Annotated in this window: 16 protein-coding genes; 6 read left to right on the plus strand and 10 right to left on the minus strand. The window is 60.7% G+C overall.

Translation table 11 applies throughout. The features are described from left to right. Window positions 1-45: 45 nt before the first annotated feature. The 8 genes from MOP44_RS22355 to ptsP all read right to left on the minus strand — a co-directional run bounded on the left by MOP44_RS22355 (window position 46) and on the right by ptsP (window position 11,534). Window positions 46-1,158: an ABC transporter permease gene (locus MOP44_RS22355; RefSeq protein WP_260792623.1), complete on the minus strand. Its 1,113-nt coding sequence runs from the start codon at window positions 1,156-1,158 to the stop codon at window positions 46-48. Next, entirely contained in the window at window positions 1,158-2,195 is a 1,038-nt protein-coding gene (locus MOP44_RS22360; RefSeq protein WP_260792624.1) for an ABC transporter ATP-binding protein, read from the minus strand. Before MOP44_RS22360 ends, MOP44_RS22355 begins: the two co-directional genes overlap by 1 nt. Then, window positions 2,192-3,259: an HlyD family secretion protein gene (locus MOP44_RS22365; RefSeq protein ID WP_260792625.1), complete on the minus strand. Its 1,068-nt coding sequence runs from the start codon at window positions 3,257-3,259 to the stop codon at window positions 2,192-2,194. Before MOP44_RS22365 ends, MOP44_RS22360 begins: the two co-directional genes overlap by 4 nt. Beyond that, the gene (locus MOP44_RS22370) at window positions 3,256-3,996 is read right to left on the minus strand and encodes a TetR/AcrR family transcriptional regulator (RefSeq protein WP_260792626.1); all 741 of its coding nucleotides are present in this window, start codon (window positions 3,994-3,996) and stop codon (window positions 3,256-3,258) included. Before MOP44_RS22370 ends, MOP44_RS22365 begins: the two co-directional genes overlap by 4 nt. A gap of 104 nt (window positions 3,997-4,100) precedes the next feature. Continuing rightward, on the minus strand, window positions 4,101-6,446 hold the full coding sequence (locus MOP44_RS22375) for a xanthine dehydrogenase family protein molybdopterin-binding subunit (protein ID WP_260792627.1): 2,346 nt from the start codon (window positions 6,444-6,446) through the stop codon (window positions 4,101-4,103). 3 nt (window positions 6,447-6,449) lie between these two features. Beyond that, window positions 6,450-6,968: a (2Fe-2S)-binding protein gene (locus tag MOP44_RS22380; RefSeq protein WP_260792628.1), complete on the minus strand. Its 519-nt coding sequence runs from the start codon at window positions 6,966-6,968 to the stop codon at window positions 6,450-6,452. 227 nt (window positions 6,969-7,195) lie between these two features. Further along, a complete protein-coding gene (gene ptsG, locus MOP44_RS22385; RefSeq protein ID WP_260792629.1) occupies window positions 7,196-8,974 on the minus strand; it encodes a PTS glucose transporter subunit IIBC in 1,779 nt (592 codons plus the stop codon). Window position 8,975: 1 nt separating this feature from the next. After that, window positions 8,976-11,534: a phosphoenolpyruvate--protein phosphotransferase gene (gene ptsP / locus MOP44_RS22390; RefSeq protein ID WP_260792630.1), complete on the minus strand. Its 2,559-nt coding sequence runs from the start codon at window positions 11,532-11,534 to the stop codon at window positions 8,976-8,978. Between the two features lie 368 nt (window positions 11,535-11,902). Between ptsP and MOP44_RS22395 the strand changes: the two genes are divergently transcribed. Together MOP44_RS22395 and MOP44_RS22400 are read left to right on the plus strand one after the other, a co-directional pair. Then, on the plus strand, window positions 11,903-13,606 hold the full coding sequence (locus MOP44_RS22395; RefSeq protein ID WP_260792631.1) for a carbohydrate porin: 1,704 nt from the start codon (window positions 11,903-11,905) through the stop codon (window positions 13,604-13,606). 101 nt (window positions 13,607-13,707) lie between these two features. Further along, on the plus strand, window positions 13,708-14,193 hold the full coding sequence (locus MOP44_RS22400; RefSeq protein WP_260792632.1) for a hypothetical protein: 486 nt from the start codon (window positions 13,708-13,710) through the stop codon (window positions 14,191-14,193). Between the two features lie 32 nt (window positions 14,194-14,225). Here the strand turns inward: MOP44_RS22400 and MOP44_RS22405 are convergent, their stop codons facing one another. After that, window positions 14,226-14,441, minus strand: coding sequence for a hypothetical protein (locus MOP44_RS22405; protein WP_260792633.1), 216 nt, complete (start codon window positions 14,439-14,441; stop codon window positions 14,226-14,228). 53 nt (window positions 14,442-14,494) lie between these two features. Between MOP44_RS22405 and MOP44_RS22410 the strand changes: the two genes are divergently transcribed. From MOP44_RS22410 to MOP44_RS22420, 3 genes are all read left to right on the plus strand, one after another. Further along, a complete protein-coding gene (locus tag MOP44_RS22410; protein WP_260792634.1) occupies window positions 14,495-15,379 on the plus strand; it encodes a Cof-type HAD-IIB family hydrolase in 885 nt (294 codons plus the stop codon). 24 nt (window positions 15,380-15,403) lie between these two features. After that, complete coding sequence (locus MOP44_RS22415) at window positions 15,404-16,150, plus strand: lytic transglycosylase domain-containing protein (protein WP_313901025.1); 747 nt, start codon at window positions 15,404-15,406, stop codon at window positions 16,148-16,150. A 113-nt stretch (window positions 16,151-16,263) separates the two neighbouring features. Then, window positions 16,264-17,373: a lysylphosphatidylglycerol synthase transmembrane domain-containing protein gene (locus MOP44_RS22420; RefSeq protein WP_260792635.1), complete on the plus strand. Its 1,110-nt coding sequence runs from the start codon at window positions 16,264-16,266 to the stop codon at window positions 17,371-17,373. Between the two features lie 360 nt (window positions 17,374-17,733). Here MOP44_RS22420 and MOP44_RS22425 read toward each other — a convergent pair whose 3' ends face one another. Then, on the minus strand, window positions 17,734-18,474 hold the full coding sequence (locus MOP44_RS22425) for a DUF502 domain-containing protein (protein ID WP_260792636.1): 741 nt from the start codon (window positions 18,472-18,474) through the stop codon (window positions 17,734-17,736). Window positions 18,475-18,934: 460 nt separating this feature from the next. Here MOP44_RS22425 and MOP44_RS22430 point away from each other — a divergent pair, with 460 nt between their 5' ends. Next, a complete protein-coding gene (locus tag MOP44_RS22430) occupies window positions 18,935-19,603 on the plus strand; it encodes a hypothetical protein (RefSeq protein ID WP_260792637.1) in 669 nt (222 codons plus the stop codon). The last annotated feature ends 174 nt before the right edge of the window (window positions 19,604-19,777 follow it).

Here is a 19,777-nt window from a genome sequence, read left to right on the forward strand (position 1 = left end):
CGTACTCGTCCGGAAACCCTAATCCCTAAGCCCTAACCCCTGCCCTCAAAGAGTGCGTTTAAACAACGGGGTCGCCAGCAGCAGCGTCCCCAGCCCGAACGCAAACAGAAACAGCAGGTCGCCCTTGATCGCCACGAACCCGCCGTCCTTCAGCAGAATCGCCTTCAACCCATGCACCGCATACGTGAACGGATCGAAGATCGCGATCGTCCGCAGCCACTTCGGAAACGCGGCCACCGGCGAAATCGCGCCCGACGGGAAGAACAGCAGGGTGTTCAGTACGCCGAACATCGCTCTCGGCACCAGCGGATCGTCCACCCGCACCATCATCAGGAACATCATTCCGTTGAACGCGATTGACGTCCCCACAATCAGCAGGAACAAATTCAGAACCGCCCACACGTTGAAGATCGTTCCCAGCCCCGCCATCAGCGACCCGATCACCGTCAGCGAAATCCCCGACATCACCGCCTTGATCGCGCCCGCCGCATTCAATCCCATCACCAGTTCGAGCTTGCTGATCGGCGTCACCAGGTAGCCTTCATGCACCCCGCGCGCCTTGTCGTCGATGTACAGCATGCCGCCGCCGATCATCACCGAGATGTACATCGCCAGCGCAATCGACCCCGCCAGCAGATACTTCATGTACTGCACATACGGATAGATCTCCACCACGCGCAGCGCGATCTGCTTCACCACGCGATCCTCGATCACCGGCTGGTTCAGCGCATCCACAAGAGACTGCATCTCGCCCACAATCGCGTTGCTCAGCACCTGGTCGCTGTTGTCGATCACCATTCCGATCCGCGGCGCATCCTTTGAATACACGCGCCTTGAGAACTGCGGCGGAATGATCACCGCGGCGTCCACCTTGCCCGTGCGCACCGCCTCGCGTGCCGTGAATTCATCGTTGTAAGGAACCGCCGTGAACGTGGCAATATTCACCGCAACCGCGTCGAACGCCTCCTTCACCTTCACCGCCTGCGGCCCGTGATCCTCGTCCACCAGCGCCACGCGCGCGCCCTGCACGTGGCCGCCCATCGCGTGACCCAGAATCACGAGTTGCACAATCGGCAGCATCATGCTCATGATCATCAGCACCGGCGACCGGAAAAACTTGCGCATCTCGCGCTCGACTATGGCAAGAAACCGATTCATCAGTGACCTCCCGGCCGCGGCGGCATCTGGAACACCGCCTTCACCTGCTCGTCGCGCAACTGCCGTCCCGTGTAGTGCACAAACACGTCATCCAGCGACGTATTCACCACGCTCAACGATGTCAGCGTCTCACCCAGTCCGTTCGCCATCTCCACAAGCTGCGTGGTGGTTCGCGACCCGTTCGACGTCAGCACGCGATACACGCCGGCCGACTGCGACTGCACCTCCGTCACGTCCTCGAGCTTTTCGAGCCGCGTCTTCCACTCATCGCTCTCGCGCGCAAACTGTACTTCCACCACATTCGATCCAGGCACGCTCTGCTTCAGTTCCACGGGAGTGCCCAGCGCCACCAGCGTTCCGTGATCCACAATCGCAATGCGGTCGCACAGCCTGTCCGCCTCTTCCATGTAGTGCGTGGTCAGCAGCATCGTGAGATTGCGCGTCTTCTTCAGGTTATTCAGCATCTCCCACACCGCAATGCGCGATACAGGATCGAGACCCGTCGTCGGCTCATCCAGAAAGAAGATCCGCGGATCGTGCACCAGCCCGCGCGCAATCTCCAATCGCCGCCGCATGCCGCCTGACAGCGTCTTCGTCTGCGCATCGCGCCACTTCGTCAGGTCCACTGCTTCCAAGACCTCGGCAATGTTCTTCTCGCGCTTCTCCTTCGACACGCCGTAGAGCTTCGCGTAAATCACCAAGTTTTCGTACACCGTCAGATCCTGGTCGCTCGTCAGCGCCTGCGGAATCACGCCAATCATGTGGCGCACCGCGTTCGGCTCTTTCACCACATCGTGGCCGCCCACCAGCGCACGCCCCTCCGTCACGGGAATGAGTGTCGTCATCATGCGGATCAGCGTGCTCTTCCCTGCTCCGTTCGGTCCCAGCAGTCCGAAGATCTCGCCGTCCTTCACCTCAAACGTGATTCCCTTCACCGCTTCGAAGGTCCCGTAGCGCTTCACGATCTTCTCGACCGCGATAGCCGCTGCCGCCGGTAAATCCATCACCGCCTCTCCGTGTTTGCGCGAGGCGCTCATTGCTTCACCAGCTTCGCCTTGGGCACATACACATTCGCCGTCATGCCCGGCACAAACTTCTCGCCCGCATTGGGAATCACCAGCTTCAACCGCACGGTCTTGATGTCGCGCTTGCGTCCGCCGTTCATATCGCGCTGCGTGGCGAAGTCCGCTTCCGTCGCCTTCGTAATCACCTTGCCGTCGACATTCGCGCCGCTCGGGAGCGCCACGCGCAGCGAATCGCCCACTTGCACCGCATCGGCCTGCGTCTCCGGCAAGGGCGCATACACCCACGTCTGCCCCAGATCCATGATCGTGACAATCGCCTGACCCGCACTAACAACTTCGCCCTGCCGCGCGGCCCACATATCCACCCTGCCGCTCACCGGCGCGTAGACATTCGAGTAGCCAACCTCCACCGCAGCCTCCTGCGCCAGAGCCTTCGCGTTCTCCACAGCCTCGCGCGTTGAAGCCACCGTCCGCGCCGCCACAGCAGCCTGCATCTCGTGCGCCCTGGCCTGCTTCAGAGCCGCATCGGCTGCCGCCACATTCGCCTTCGCGGTTTGCACTGCGGCCTCGTCGGCCTGAAGCATGGCAGTAGCCTCGTCACTCGATTGCGCGCTCATGATGCCCTGCTTTGCCAGCGCAACAATTCGCTTGGAATCGGCCTGCTGCTTCGACAAATTCGCCTCAGCCTGCGCCAGCGCTGCCTGCGCCGCCGTCAACTGGGCCTGCGCATTGATCGTCGCGCTGCTCGTCTCGCCCCTGGTCTGGCGTTCCGTCTCTTCGGTCTCGCTCAGCTTGTGCTGCTGGCTCGCCACGGTCGCCTGAGCCGCCGCATGCGCCGCCGCCAGGTCGTTGCTCTCGATCACCGCGATCAGTTGTCCCGCCTGGACCTGGTCGCCCTCCTGCACCAGCAGCTTTTCGATCCGCCCCGGAATCTTCGCGCTCACCAGCACTTCATTCGCGTCCACCGTACCCACCAGCTCCAGGTCCGGCGACGGCCGCGCCGTCACCAGATACCAGATCAGTGACCCCAGCGTCAGCATGCCCAGAATCATGAAAACCCTATTACGTGGATTCACTCGTTCCTCCAAAGTGATTGCTGCCATCCGACCGAAACCTCCGGCATCGGCGAGTCGGCGAGCACACGCTCAGCCACCTCCGCCCCGTGTTTTCGGTCCACAAAAATCGTTTGCCCGATATACCGGGCCACCTCTTCCCGGCGCTTCTTCAATGCCTCAGGCTCCAACGGGTCGATCCCCAGAACCTTGGCCCAGACCGGAGCGGTCATGAAATAGAAAACGTTCGCCCCCAGCGTCGCGAAGTGAACCTGCATCCAATCCACGTCGATCAGCTCACCCGAGGCGATCCCCTCCCTCACCAACGCCTGGTACATGGTCATCAGGGGCGTAAACACCCGCTTGATGATCACGTCGATGCCCCCCGACTCCCCCTTGTGAAGCCGGACCATCTCGTGCTGCATCAGCCGCTGGAACTCCCGTTGGCTCACCACCCTGTCGAAATGGTTCAGCGCGGTCCGAACCAGCCGTTCTCCCGGGGTGCTCTCGCGCAGAAACACCGCCATCGAGGCATCACGAATCCGCCCCGCACTCAGCTCCAGCGCCGCGGTGTAGAGTTTCTCTTTGCTCTCGAAGTAGTAGTAAAGAAGGGCCTTATTGACCCCGGCCGCGGCAGCGATACGTTCTGTACGCGCCCCTGCGAGGCCCTGTTCGGCAAACTCGCTCAACGCGGCTTCAAGGATTTTGGTCCGTGCTTCCGCCTGTTTCTCGCTTTGTGGATTACTGCTCTCGTCCGTCATTTTCAATTAACCGGTTAGTTAAACTAACTGGTTAGTAAAATAACGCGTCTACCGCGCTGGCGCAAGATGACTCTCGTCAAGAAACTGTGGATTTCCTGCGGACGTCAGCTTTTGAGCAGCTCCGCCACATAGGCCGGTTTGAGCGGAAGCCGCCGCAGCACCTTCCCCGTCGCGTCATGCAGCGCGGCCGCAATGGCCGGCGCAGCGAGGGCATTTGCCGCCTCCGAACCTCCGCCGTAAGCACCCACCTTGGGATTGTTGATCAGCACGACCTTCATCTCCGGAATATCAGCCATATTCAGGATCGGATAGCTGTTCCAGTCGTCGCAGGTGACCCCGCTCTCGTCCGTCATCGCCTCTTCCAGCAGCGCAATGCTGATTCCCATCATCGCGCCGCCTTCCACCTGGCGCTTGAGATGCGCCGGATTGATGACGACCCCAGGATCGACGGCGAAGGTGCATTTCTCGACTTTGATCGCGCCGGTCTGAGGAATAACGGCGATGTGGCAGACACAGGCCCAGTAGGTCCCGTCGCGAAGCATGAGCGAGACACCTCGACCGCGCACAGCTTCCTTCCCTGTCGCTGTAGCTTTAGGCGACGGCGATGGGCGCAAATCCCAGCCCGAAGCATCGCGTACCGTCTTGAGCGCGGCAATGGCACGCTCTTCCTTGAGATTGTCGATCCGGAACTGAATCGCATCCACGCCCGCCAGCGCTGCTGCTTCGTTGATAGCCAGTTCCCGCGGATAGTTCTGCTGGAACTGCCCCGGCGTACGCATACTGTGGTCGCGCAAACCAACAACAAGAGGCGAGGTCTTCTGGCCCACCTGGAACGTGCCATGACCGTACTCGGCTACATTCTGAGTCTGGGAATAGAGCCAGGGGTCTGAGATACCGTTCGAAGTCCCGAAGTCGTCGTGGGTGTCGGGAGGGACCTGAGTGGGCAAGCCCGCCAGCACCGCGCCCACCAGCCGATCATCCTGCATGGCCGGCATGTAATGGTCGATCTGGTAAGCCGCCAGCTTCCCCTGATCAACCGCCAGTTGCACATCTGAGAAAGCGGCCGCCGACTGCGTCGACCACTGCATATCATCCGCACGCATCCACTGAACGCGCACCGGCTTGCCGACAGCTTGCGATAAGAGCACCGCCTCGTCTTCAGCGCCGGCATTGCCGCCGTTCGATCTGCCATAGTGCCCGGGCCCGGCATAGTTGTGCACGATCACCTTGTCGATCGTGACGCCAAGCATCTTGGCAATTTCGGCTCGCAGTTGCTGCGGGTTCTGATTGTGCGTGTGGATGTGCACCATGCCGTCGGCGTGTACATCGCCCACCGCCATCGTGGGACCGATCGGCGCGTGCTTCATATACGCCACCTGGTAGCTCGCGGAGAGCTTCTTGCTCGCCGAGCCCAGCGCTGCGCCTGCATCCCCTTTGTCGGCGCGGCCCTTCGTCACCGGCGTCGACTTCCAGTCGGCCTCGTTCCTCAGATGGTCGTAGAGCTTCGCGCTGCCCGGCAGGCCCTTCCAGTCCGTCCACTTCGTGTCGGCCGCAACCTGCATCGCCGCCTGAATCGCTTCCCACTCAGTGGGTGCAACCACTCCGACAAGGTTCCCTTTTACGATCACCTGCGAATTCGGATACTTCGTCTTATCGACCTTGCCCGCAGATTCCAGCGTCGAGCCGAGTGTCTTCGGATGCACGACTCGTCCATGCAGCATCCCCGGCAGGCGCACGTCGGTGGCCCAGTTCGCCTTGGCTGTCACCTTCGCCTGGATAGCCGAACTCGGAAACGACTTGCCGATCACCGTGTATTCGCTAACCGGCTTTAGTGGCGGGTTCCCGTCCACCGACAGGCCGACGATGCTCGTGAGATCCCCGCTCACCGGAATCGTGAGCTTCAACTGCTGGCCTTTCACCAGGTCGCCGTACGAAATGCTCTTGCCGCCGCCGGAGACTACGCCGTCCTTGACAGTGAGCCCTGATTTCGGAACGCCCAGTTTGGTCGCCGCCAGATCAAGCAGTGCCTGGTATGTGTAAGCCGCCACCTTGCGGAGGTTGGGCGTGCCGTCATTCAGGAACCCGAACGAGCCGCCACCGTCGGGAGTCTCGTGCGTCGATCCGGTAACGACCGTAGTAATAGCCTCGAACGGCATCGACAGCTCTTCCGCCACAATCTGTCGGTAAGACGTATACACCGACCCCTGGCCGAAATCGCTCTTGCCAGTGCGGATCGTAACGGTGTTGTCCTCGTGAATCTCCAGCCAAGAAGTGGCGAGGTATGGATCGAGCGAGTTCTCCGCAACGGGCACCCTCGGCGTAGCACCGCGGAGAGTAGCCGAGCCGGCAAAGCTGATACCCACCGCAAGTACGCCGCTTGTCTTCACGAATTGACGGCGGGAGAGCGTGGCTCCGAAAACGTCAATGGACTTGCTGCTGTTGATCTTCATCGCTCACCCCTTCGCCATGATGTCGGCCGCATGCTGCACGGCTTCAATGATCGCCTTATAGGTTCCGCAGCGGCACAGGAACGGCGATACACCCGACGTGCTGAACGAGTCCTTGATCTGCGCCACGGTCGGGTGCGGATTGCTTTCGAGCAGTTCCGTTGCCTTGATCATCATGCCGTTCTGGCAGAACCCGCACTGAGGTGTCTGCTCGGCGACCCAGGCCTGCTGCACCGGATGGAGCGTGCGCTCCGCTTCCGCCGCTGGCAGGTTCTTTTGCTTTGCCCATCGCGCCGGCAAACCTTCCAGCGTGGTGATCTCATGGCCTGCCGCATCTGAGAGCGCCGTGATGCAGGAGCGGGTTTCCTTGCCGTCAACGAGGACCGCGCACGCTCCGCATTGCGCTAAGCCACAGCCAAACTGCGGCCCGGTTAGTTCCAGATCGTTGCGCAGCACATAAAGCAGTGGAGTATCGTTTGGCGCATCGACCTCGCGCCGCGCTCCATTCACATTCAGCGTGACCATAGAGACCTCCTCCAAGGCACGTTCACAGATGGATGAACTCAGGGACGGGACCCGCCAGTTTCGTGGGACAGCTCGGAACAAAAAACGTAGCGCTATGGGGAACACCGAGCGTATGCGTACAGCATAACTCCGCCGCGTCGTCTTACCAGAATTTTTGCTGCGAAATGAATGGGGCTCCGCGATCTGCCGCGGAACCCCTGGAACGACATCGGTGATCTGCTAGCGCTTCAGGCTGCCAGTTGCGCCCGCATTTCGGCTGCGTACTGATCGGCGTTCAGGCCGGCGAGCAGGTGGTACGTTTGATCGTCGATCATGACCACAGCAGCAATCCCCTCAGCCTTCAGGGGCGCCTCGTCGATCCGCGTCCCGTCCCGCACCACCAAACGGAGTCGAGTCTCCGCGCAGGCATCCACGCGAACCACGTTCTCCTTGCCGCCAACGGCAACCAGGAATGCGTTCGCTTTTCGTGCTGCATCCGGATCGCGCAAGCCGGGTTGAATTCCCGCGTGCGGCGGAGCCTTCACCGGCGACGGCGCTTCCGCTTGGTCAGCCTCCGGCCCCGCCGTCTTAAGGTACTCCTCCATATCTGTCTTAAGGTTGCCGCTCTGTGTGCCGAAGATGGCCTGCACGCCGTCGCCCACGACAACAACCCCGGCAGCGCCCAGCGCCTTCAGTTTCTCCGCGTTCGCCTTTGTTACGTCATTGAGCTTCACGCGCAGCCGAGTGATGCATGCATCCAGGCTGGCGATATTGCTACGTCCGCCAAATGCCCGCACCAGTTGCAGCGAGAAGTTGTCGCCGCTCACGGTGTGCACCGCCTTCACCTCATCGTCTGCTTCGCGTCCCGGCGTCATCAAATTGAAACGCTTGATGGCGAATGTGAACACGCCGTAATAAATAAGTCCCCACACCGGCCCGATCACCCACAGCCAAAGCGCGTTCGTCGATTTCGGGAACAGCACGATGTAGTCGATCAACCCATGCGAGAACGTGAATCCGTGCCGAATATTCAGCGCAATGCACACGAAGTACGCAGCGCCCGCAAGGATGGCATGAACCACGTAGAGAACAGGCGCTACAAACAGGAATGCGAACTCGATAGGCTCAGTGATGCCCGTGAGGAACGCCGTAATGGCAGCCGACAGCATGATGCCGCCAACAATCTTGCGCTTGTCAGGCCGCGCGCAGCGCCACATGGCCAACGCCGCCGCGGGCAGTCCAAACATCTTGAACAGATAACCGCCGGTCATCCGGCCGGCAGTCGGATCGCCGTGAATGAAGCGCGCAATTTCGCCGTGCACCACGTTCCCGGTTGCGGGATCTGTGTAGGTGCCGGCCTGGAAGAAGAACGGCACATTCCACACGTGGTGAAGACCGAACGGAATCAGCGCGCGCTCCACTACCCCGTAAATGGTGAACGCAATGTCAGGCCGCTCGTTCACCGCCCAGTTTGAGAACGCATTGATGACCTTGTCGATGGGCGGCCAGATGAAGCTAAGAATCGCACCGACCACGATTGCCCCGAACGCCGTAATGATCGGCACCGAACGCTTGCCTGCGAAGAACCCGAGATAGGGCGGCAGTTTGATTCGGTAGAAACGGTTGAAGACGCTAGCCGCAACCAGTCCGATAATGATGCCGCCGAACACACCCGTTTCGATCGACGGAATGCCCATCACTTGCACGGTCTCATCGCCCTGCAGCTTTGCGCATGTGCCCAAGGTGGCGAGGAACACGACGTAACCCACAGTGCCGGCCATCGCCGCGACGCCATCGTTTTCAGTTAGTCCGATGGCAACGCCGATGGCGAACAGCAAAGCGAGGTTCCCGAACACCGCGCTGCCCGATGCTGCCATGATTTGCGAAAGCCATGCAGGCAGCCAAGAGAAGTTGGCGCTGCCAATGCCCAGCAGAATGCCCGCCACCGGCAGCACCGACACGGGCAGCATCATGCACTTGCCTATCTTCTGCAACAACGAGAATGCGCCATCAAACGAGATCTTCACGTTATGCCTCCGCGCCCGTCATGGAAGGTTCTCTCTCCGCGTTCCTCACCAGAGCGCGCACATCGTCTGCGGATTCCGCGGCCAATGCTGCTTCGGCCAGCTTGCGGCATGCATCCATGCTCAACGTGCGAATCTGCGCCTTTACTGCCGGAATCGCCGGCAGGCTGACGCTGAGTTCGTCCACGCCCAGGCCGATTAGGAGCGGCACCGCGGACGCATCGGTCGCAATGCCTCCGCACACGCCCACACGCTTGCCCGCCGATCGCGCACCGTTCACCGTATGCCCAATGAGCTTCAAAATCGCGGGATTGAGGCCGTCCACCTTGGGAGCAAGCTTCGGATGCCCGCGGTCCATGGCCAGCGCGTACTGCGTCAGATCGTTGGTGCCGATCGAGAAGAAATCTGCCTCGCGCGCAAACTGTGCTGCCATCACTGCGGTCGCCGGCACTTCCACCATGATGCCCGCAGGCACCGGCGGCAGATTCAGGTTCGCAGCTTCTTCCACGAGAATCGCCTTTGCGTCGCGCAGTTCCTCGAGGGTTGTAATCATTGGAAACATCACGCTGATATCGCCGAAGGCCGCGGCCCTCAGAATCGCGCGCAATTGCGTGCGCAGAATCTCCGGCCGGTCGAGACACACGCGAATTCCGCGCTCGCCGAGGAAGGGATTGTCCTCCTTCGGAATCGGCAAGTACGGCAGAGGCTTGTCGCCTCCCACATCGAGCGTGCGGATAATGATGGGGTGCCCTGGGCCAATCGCCTCCGCGACGGCCTTATACATCGCAAACTGCTCTTCTTCGCTGGGCGCATCCGATCGCTCCATGAAGAGGAACTCGGAACGCAACAGCCCAACACCTTCGCCGCCCAGCTTTGCAATCTGCGCAGCATCCCTCACTCCGCCGATGTTGCCGAGGATCTCCATTCGCATGCCGTCAGTGGTTACCGCCGGCTCCAGTGCGTGCTCCTGGTTAGCTTTGCGGCGTTCTTCCGCGGCCTGCTGCGCTGTGCGAACGCGTGAGATCTGCTCGGCCGATGCACGCAGGCGCAACGTGCCGATGCTCGCATCGAGAATCGCGGGCGTGCCGTTCGGCACGTCCAGTGCGGCCGGCTCCACTCCAGCCAGCGCAGGAATACCCAGCGAGCGCGCAAGGATTGCCACATGCGACGTGGCGCCTCCTCGGGTCGTACAGAAGCCGACCACACGCGAGCGGTCCAGCGTTGCCGTATCCGACGGTGTCAGATCTTCCGCGATCAGAATAGCGTTAGCGGGATACTGCGGCTCACGAACCTCTGTGCCCGTAATCAATGCGAGGACGCGCAGGCCCACGTCGCGCAGATCGTTGGCGCGTTGGGCCAGCAGTTCGTTGCGCAGCGCAGCCAGCCTGTCAGCATGCGTCGTGACAGCCTTCTTCCATCCGAATGCCGCGCTCTTCCCTTTCGCAATGGCTGATTCGGCAATCTCCAGCAGATCGGGATCGCTGAGGAGTTCCTCATGCGCGGCGAAGATGGCAGCCTTGGCAGGATCAGCCTTCGCATGCAGGCTGGCCCGAAGCGCCGAGAGCTGCGCTTGCGCAGTGGCAATCGCGTTCTCGAGCCGATGCCGTTCGATATCCACTCCGGCGCCGGCCTCCTGTACTTCAATCTCCATGCGGCGCACCTGGAAGACCTCGCCAACCGCAAGACCCGGAGAAGCGGAGACACCAACCAGCAGATCGGGATCAGTGGACTTGCGGCGTGCGGGCGGCGCAGCCGCCGCCGACACTGTGGTCGTGGCAGGAGCGGGAGCAGGCGTGCAGCCCTCGTCTCCGCAGCCCTGCGCGAGCACCTCGGCCAGCTTCTCCACGGCCGTTGCTGCATCAGCGCCCGTTGCGATCACCTGCACCTTTGCTCCGTGCGAAACTTCGAGCGCCATGATGGCCGTTACGCTGCGCGCATTCGCGCTCCTGTCGCCAAGTTGCAGCTTGATCGCCGATTGAAAACTCTTCGCCAGATTCGCCAGCACGGCCGCCGGCCGCGCGTGCAATCCCGTGCGGTTAGGAATGAGGATCGCCTCCGATGTCACCGTCTTCGCGCCGTTCGTCGCAGCCGTGGTTTCCTCAGCTGCAAACGTTACGGTGAACAGCGTGTCCTTGCCTGCAGTGACGATTCCGCTTGCGCGTTCCCAGGCAGTCACGCGATCGCTGTTAGCAACAACAATCTGCGTCAAAAGACTCTTGGCATGCGTGGCCAGATAATCCAGATCGAACTCGATCAGCGGTGCGCCCGTGCTTACCCTATCGCCGGCTTTGACGCGCGGCATGAAGCCTTCGCCCTTGAGCGTCACTGTGTCAATGCCCACGTGCATGATGAGTTCGAGGCCTTCCGGCGTGCGCAGCGTAACTGCGTGGCCCGCGGCATGAACCGAAAGGATCTCGCCATCGCACGCGGCAAGCAGCACGTTATTGACAGGATCTATAGACAGGCCATCGCCAACCATCTTCTGCGCGAAAACCGGATCTGGAACGCGTTCCAGCGGCCAAGCCTGGCCGGAAAGTGGAGAGATGATTCTGATCTGTGCCATCAAAAGCCACGCTTTCCTGGAAATAGAGTGAACATCTTCTGCCGTGTACAACCGATGACCAATACACGTCCGCATCGCGCTGCGATGAGAGCGTGATCCTGCGTCTTCTGGGCCCTGAGTTTGCGGTCGAAGTCTATTGCGGTTCACAAATCGGGGTCATCTGGCAAAAGTACGAGAAGGAATCTCGAGAGCATCACGAACTCTCCGCGAGGCCAACGTGACATCTCTGGTACGCGCGAAGGGCTAACTTACATTTTTGACAGTTATCGGATGTGTTACTGAGGACTAGCATGCTGCGGAAGTTCCGACATCATCCAGTGCCGTCGCGTGCATACGGACAATCGGTCGCGTTCGGCAGGAGGGATTGCATGCACGTCAGCCGATTCTTCGGTCTTGTTCTGATCCTTATAAGCAGCGGCATCGCAGCAAGTGCGCAGACAGCGCCGAACGCCGACCTGGGCCAGGTCAGGCATGAGATGGAACAGCTCAAGCAGGAATACCAAAAGATGAGCGCCGCCTACGAGGCGCGACTGAAGCAACTCGATGCCCGCCTGCAACAATTGGAAAGCACGAGCCCGCAACCCGCTCTAGTCTCCGCTGCAGTAGTAACAACGAGGCCAACCCCCGTTGTCGCTACCACTGCTGCGAGCACGCCGACGGCAGCCAATCCTGCAAATCAGAACGCGCAAACCCAGGAGCAGGGAGGAGAGTCACCAAGGCCGATTCAGGAAACAACCGACTCGATCCAGCAGTCCCTCTCGCAACAGCGAGAGAACGCCGTCCGCGAACGGCTGGAGACAGTGCTACACAACTTCGTCGATGTCACTGGATACTTCAGAGCCGGTTACGGACGCGATGATGAAGGAGGCCCGCAGGTCACATTCCAGGCTCCAGGCGCCATGGCCAAGGCGGGCAGGTTGGGCAACGAAGCTGAGAACTACGGAGAACTCGCAATCAGCAAGAGCTTCTATCTTCCCGGCGCATTCTCGTTGAAGAAGAATTCCGCTGGTGGCCCAGCCACTTCGCCCACGGCACAATTCCTCGTTCGCATCTCGATGTTCAACCCGTATCAGAACTACAACGCGTCGTCGAACACCACCTTCGGCATCGCAGAAGCATGGGGCGCCGTCGGGCATCTGAGCGACAGTCAGCCAGCCCTGAACGTCTGGGCCGGCAATCGCTATTACCGCCGCCACGATGTCCACATCGATGACTTCTTCCTTTACAACATGAGCGGCGGCGGCGGCGGCGTGGAAGATATCAAGCTGCCCTTCGGCAAGATGGCGCTTGCCTGGATCGGCCTCGGCTCTCAGAGCGGCTTCAGCGATATTCCGGAGCCGAATACCACAAACAAAGCAGGCTTCAGCAAGGGCAATTTCGATTTCCGCCTCTACGACATGCCAATGCTGGGCGGCAGGGGCGAGTTCGGATTCGATGTTTCGAAGACCTCATCCGGCAAGGATCAGAGTGGCGCGGAGGCTCCCGGTGCGACGGGCGTTGGCTTCACGTTCATCCACACGGCAGACAAGTGGCTGGGCGAAAGCAACATGAACAAGTTCTACATCCAGTACGGACGCGGGCCGGCCAAGACATTCACTTCCGGCTTCGAGACCTACACCACTCCTGCCGGCTCCTTCATCCGCCCCGACGCTTCCGACTCCTACCGATTCCGCGTCGCGGATAACGTCATCTTCGAGCCCGGCAACCACTTCACCGTCAGCCCAGTGGTCATCTACCAACTGACGGACTACAAGCAGTTCGGAGGCTCGCAGCACTGGTTCTCCGCAGGCGTGAGGCCCCAGGCGCACTTCAACGACTTCGTCAGCCTGGCCTTCGAGCCTTTCGTCGACTGGACCGACAACAAAGAAACCCACGTCAGCGACCACCTGTTCAAATTCACGTTCGCTCCGCAGGTCTCGCTGGGACGTCACTTCATGAGCCGCCCAGCCATCCGCGGATTCGTAACGTATGCGCAGTGGGGCAACGGATTCAAGGGCCAGATCGGCGGCCCCGACTACCTCAACAGCACGCAGGGCGTTACCTGGGGTGCCCAGATGGAAAGCTGGTGGTAGTCTCCGCGCTCGGCTGCGCGACGGGAAAAGCCAAGGGTAGAGCCAAAACGGTGCTACCCTTGGCCGCGCAGTTGAAGTCTTATGTATAACAGGGCTCTGCCATGAAAACTTATGTGATTGCTCTTGCGCTCTGCGGAGCAGGATTGGCTCACGCTCAGTCGCCTTCCACTCCGCCGGCTGCTCCCCAGAATCCTGACCAGCTTTTCAAATCGCCTCTGCTGCAGCCGCCCGGCAAGCCGCAATTCAAATTGCAGGTTCCCGATTCATCCCACCGGTTCTTCACGCTGCCTCAACTGAAGGCGCACAACCCTGCCGAAAGCAAATCGAAGGTCGATCCCGGAATCCTTCGCAAGCCGCAGGGATTCGCGCAACGTCCCTCGCGTCCGGCGCCGCGCAGCGACATCTACCCCGGCCTGAAGATTCAACCGACACAGATTGCGCTGCTGGAAACCCCACCAGGCGACCTTCAGCCCAAGTCTCTCCCCATTCCGACTCTCTTTCCAAACGCCCGGTTCGAACCTATCCCGATCAACTGGCATGGATTCAAAATGATTCCGGTCGAAACTGGATCATCGGCCACTCCATAGGCGCCAACCCGCTGCTGCCGCACTGACTATACTCAGAGTTGATGGAGCGCATCTGCACCCAATGCCACGCCGTTCTCGCTGCTGACAACCAGGCCGACTGGTGCCCAGCCTGCGGCGGTGCCCTGACGGACCGAACGGTAGACCCGGCGTTCCAACGCGCACCAGCACCCAAGCCTGAGATTGATCACCGCGGCATCGTGCTCCCGCGCCGGCACGCCCTCGGCGGCATCATCACGCCTCAGTAACACGGCTGCATCTTTTGCGCGCCTCGTCCATACGCACCCACGCGTAAACTGAGAGCATGCATCTCCCGGTTCGCCTGGTGGCGATTGACATGGATGGAACCCTTCTTCCCACCTTCGGGCAGAAGATTGGCGACCGGACGGCCCGCGCTCTGCGCGCCGCGCAGGCGGCAGGAATTACCGTCGCCATTGCCACCGGCCGCCGCCACGCCTATTCCGCTCCATTATTGGCAGACCACGGCCTGCGAAACGATACGCCGCTGATCACATCGAACGGCGCGGTCACCCGCACCCTGGCCAACGAACCCATGGATCACTGCCATCTTGAAGCTCGCGTCGCTCGCGGTCTTTGCGGTCTGCTCCGGCCCTTCGGCGTCCTTGTCTTCACCTTCGACCGCTCCGGCCCCGGTGAACTGGTTCTCGAGGACCTGGAGACGGCGAAAGAACGGATCCAGCTTTGGATCAACGCCAACCGCCCCGCCATTGAAATCGTCAAGCCGTTGGAGCGCGCGCTCGATGGCCCCGAAGATCCCATTCAGGGCATGGTCACCGGCACCATGGATCAAATGAAGGCCGCCGAAAGGGCTTTGCGCGCCAGCGAGTTGCACAAGTATTGTGAGTGCGTCCGAACCGAGTATCCCGTCCGCGATCTCTCGATCCTCGACCTCATGCCGCCGGGAGTCACCAAGGGCTGGGCGCTCGAGCGGCTCGCACGCCGCCTCGGCATCGACCGTAAAGAGGTCATGGCCATTGGCGATAACTGGAACGACCTGGATATGCTGGAGTGGGCCGCCCAGGGCATCGTAATGGGTAACGCCGCGCAGGAACTGCGCACGATGGCGAAGGTTCGCGGCTGGAAGCAGGCGCTCACGAACGATCAGGAGGGCGTGGCCGTCATTCTAGAGCAGGTGGTTGCGCGGCAGACGGCCTCCGCCGGCGCGTAAACTCAGAAACACCAGGGGATTCGGTTGACCCATATCCGGGGAAAACTCGTTCTGACAGCAACCGCTTTGGCGGCGCTGGCGCTGCCCTGCCGTGCCGCGGAACGGGTTTCGCTAACCAACGGGTTTGCCTTGACGTGCGCGCATCACGAGACGGTGGAGGGACGCGTACGCCTTTACTCCAGCGCCAACGCCAGCAGCTACATCGAGTTCCCGCCCGCTGACATCGCTAGCATCGAGACCGTTCCTGATCCGCCTCCGAGCGCCGAACCGGAGACCGCCGAATCGACCCCGGCTGCCCGTCCAACGACGCCTGCCAAGCTGACACCGGCCGACCTGCACGAGATGCTGGCGACCGCCGGCCAGGCACACCACCTTGATGTCGACCTGCTGGCCAGTGTGGTCAAGGCTGAGAGCGGCGGCAATCCGCGGGCAAAGAGCCGGGCTGGCGCCAAAGGCCTGATGCAGCTCATGGACGGCACCGCCTCCGACCTCGGCGTGCATGACAGCTACAAGCCCGAGGATAACGTGCGCGGTGGCTCCGCGTATCTCGACGGTCTGCTCACTCGCTACCACGACAATCTCGCCCTGGCGCTGGCGGCCTACAACGCCGGCCCCGCCGCAGTGGACAAATATCGCGGCATCCCTCCCTATCGTGAAACGCGGCTCTACGTCGCTCGCGTTATCCACGAATTCAATCGCCGCGTGATCGCCCGTCAGCGCCTCGCTCAGCAAGAGGCCAACAGCTCGTCGCAGGCCTCCGCCGGACGCTGAACCCAGATATTCACCTTCCTGCATCGAAGGACTCGGATGCGCAGCCCGCATCAGACCGGTAGACTGGACAAAACATCTGCGTATCGAAAGCCGTGGTTGAAACGGGAGCAGTTTTGAAGAAGAAGCAATGGTTTGTTGGGCTTGTCGTGCTGGTTGCACTGGCTGCGCTCGTGATTTGGGGGCGCAACCGCATTCACTTTGATTTTGCCGAGTTCCGCTCGCAGCTCGCAGGAGCCGACTGGACCAAGATCGCCATCGGGCTCGCCTGCATTTACCTGGGCTATGTGATCCGCTCGGCACGCTGGGCGCTGCTGCTGCGCCACAACCGGCGCGTGCCGGCGCTGTCGCTGGTGGGCACGCAGGTCATGGGATTCACGGCAGTAGCCCTGATCGGGCGCGTGGCTGACCTGGTGCGTCCTTATCTGGTTGCGAAAAAGACCAACCTTGACCTCAGCTCGCAGGTCGCTGTCTATATTGTGGAACGGCTCTGCGATATGGGCGCCATCGCCGTACTGTTCTCGCTCGCAATTCTGCAGTTGCCGCAAGACGCGATTGTAAAAGCCATAAACCATTGGCCACGCCTCGCAGCTATGAGCCATAACGCTCCTTGGATCGCCGCGCTACTCCTTCGCTTTGGCGGTCTTATCCTCACTGCTTTCGGCGCGCTGTTCCTCATTGCCATCAGGCTCAGCGGCGACACGCTCGCCGGAATGGCGGAGCGTGCGTTCGGCATCATGTCAAAGAACCTTGGCCACGCCGTCGGCGAGAAGATCCGCACGTTCCGGACTGGGCTGGATACGATCCGGTCCTTCTCAGATTTTGCGTTGCTGGTACTGTCCTCAGTGGGCATGTGGGCGATGATCGCGTTCGCCTATGTCGAGACAATGCATGCATTTAGGGCTAGCGAAGTGCTGGCAAACATCAGCATCTCCAAGTGCATTCTTCTCATGGTGGTGAGCGGCGGCGCCAGCCTGCTGCAACTGCCGGTGATCGGATGGTTCTCGCAGATCGGCCTGGTGGCAGCGGCAATCACCGGGTTCTTTGCAGCCGGCCCTGAGGCTTCGACCGCCTGCGCGGCGATGCTTCTCGTGGTCACCTTCCTGGGCATCGTACCGGTTGGCCTGATCTGGGCGCAGTTCGAGAACGTGAATCTGCGCAAGATCAGCGCGGAGAGTGAGCACGCGGGAGAAGGAATCGCCGACAATGCCGGCGCCGAAGGGTGATTCTCAGGCCCGACGCACGAGCCGTCACGTCCCATCTTGCCCCGGCTTTTGTGACGGTGGACACATCAAATCCGGTCCGACTTGCGGCACAATGGCGTTCTGGTAAATATGCTTATCTGTCTTTCAGCATCGGGTCCGAAATCACCAAACCATTCACTTGTTAACCAGAAAAATAACAGCTAAATTCGCTTTTTCGACCAGAATGACTCCAAATTAAATCATAAGCCATTCAAATACATCACATTACGATATACAACTAAAGTAACCAGTTTCGCCCGTAACGCGAAGGAAAGACGAATATCAGGCGAACACCGGATCATCCCTTGATTCACCTATGTTTACAACCCAATCAACAGCCCCTCAGCCCTCCTGCTGTCCGCCCTTCGCCACCGCCTCCGGACTCTCCACCGCAATGCTGACCGGGATCGCCCGTCCCAGCCTGTCCACCACGGCGGCCGGCGGCGCCGAGTAGTGGATCACCTCGGGGCAGACAGCTCCGCCAGTCAGCAGCATGCTCATCGCCTGCTCCATGGTCAGGTCGGTCTCGGTGATAGACGACATGGGCACGAACTGCAGATAGGACGACGACGGGTTGATGGCCTGCGGCACCAGCACCGCCGCGATGGGCGCGCCCGTGGTTGCGTCAGCGAGCATGTGGGTGAGAAAGCCAATGGATTTCTGGCCGGGGCTCGGAAAATCGATCAGCACCACGCGCTGGCCGGAATTCTTCTTGTTCATCAGGGTGTCGACCGCCTGGCGAACTGAGGTGTAGATCTTGTTCACCACCGGCAGGTTCTCGAGGGCGGCCTCGAACAGCTCAAACATCTGCCGCCCCACCACCTCGGACGTGACCTTGCCGACCAGGTAGAACAGCACCACCGTGATGATCACCGCCAGCGTGTACTGGAAGCCCTTCGACTCCGAGATGCTTCCCGGAAACACCACGGCGAGCAGGGCGACGATGGGCAGCCCCACCTTGGCCAGCACGCCGATCACGAATGAAAACACCAGCCACGTGATGAACAACGGTCCGGCGGTGATGATTCCCGCCAGGATGTTGTGCTTGAAATCGTGCAGAGCGCGATGAGCGACAGGTTTCAAAAAGACTTCTCCTTACAACAGCTTACCTGGGGGCTCCACGGCTGGAGGGGCCAGCATCAGCCGGGCCCCTCTCCGCCTCAGGGACAAACACCTGTTCGAGAGGTCCAAGCTTAAAAGTCGGATGCCTGGCCGTCTAGCTACGGCTGTTTAGCGTCTTTCTATGGGCTGTCCGCCTGGATTCCGGGAGGTCTGCTGCCATGGCAAAGCGCTTGCTAAACTAGCATTCGCTGCTTATATAGTTATTGGAAAGGACAATAGGATGAATAGATCCGAGGAGTTTCGGGAGGAGGTATATCTTCCCGAGGGCCATCGAGCCGACGCGTTGCGAACCGATTCAAGCGTAAATGTGACGCCGCCCCGGACGCCTAGCGATCCTGATCCGACCCTGAGGGACGCCTTTCACGATGCCCGCGAAGCCGCCGCAAGGGAGACACTTTTCCGCGAGCACGTAAGGGAGACAATGCCCCGTGAGCCGGGCCGTGACTTTGGCCAGCCGTTGGGAGAAAGCCAGGGCAGGCAGCCTTTGCAGCGCGATCAGCTCGGCCGGGTGCAGGGATCTCCTTTGCCGGGCTCACCGCTGCCGACGGGAGCGGGGCCAAGCGCCTTCCAGGACATGCATAAGACGGTAACGCCGCCTGGCCGTTCTCTTTCTACCTCGCCGTATGCCCCGGCAGTTTCTGCGCAATCAGCGGAGGACGCCAACGCTATGCAACGCGCCATGGGACTCCTGAAGCAAGCCGCGCCTTTTGTCGCGAAGCTGCTCCCGCTGATCGAAGGAAATATTTCGAATGCGGTCAGCAACCTCCTCGCGGCACGTCCCCAGCCGCCAGCCGCGCCGGTTGATCTGACGCCGCTCCACAACCAGCTCACCGAAATCCAGCTCCAGCACAATGACCTGCGCAGCACGGTTCAGGAGCAGACAACCGGCCTGAAGCGGGTGGAAGACCAGTTGGAACTGGTTCGGGAAGCCACGGACCGGAACACGCTTGAGCAGCAGGAATTCATCGAGGACTTGAGGGCGGTAAGCCACAAGGTGAGTCTGATCGCGGTCGGACTTTCCATCCTGCTAGTGCTGTCTGTGGTGGTGAACCTGGTTCTCTATATGTATATAAAGCGGGTACTTCCTTAAATCAGGGCTGCACCATGAGCGTATGATGTTGTGAACGTTCAAGCGATATTTCCGTCGCGAGCGGTTTGTTCCGGATGGGGCCGGGCACTCCCGCACGAGAGTTGCGAAAGATACCGCCGCAGAACGGTTAGCGCTTGTCCCTTGCGAGTCAGCACGAGGCAGTCACAAAAAGCA

Source organism: Occallatibacter riparius, assembly GCF_025264625.1.
GTDB classification, from domain to species: domain Bacteria; phylum Acidobacteriota; class Terriglobia; order Terriglobales; family Acidobacteriaceae; genus Telmatobacter; species Telmatobacter riparius.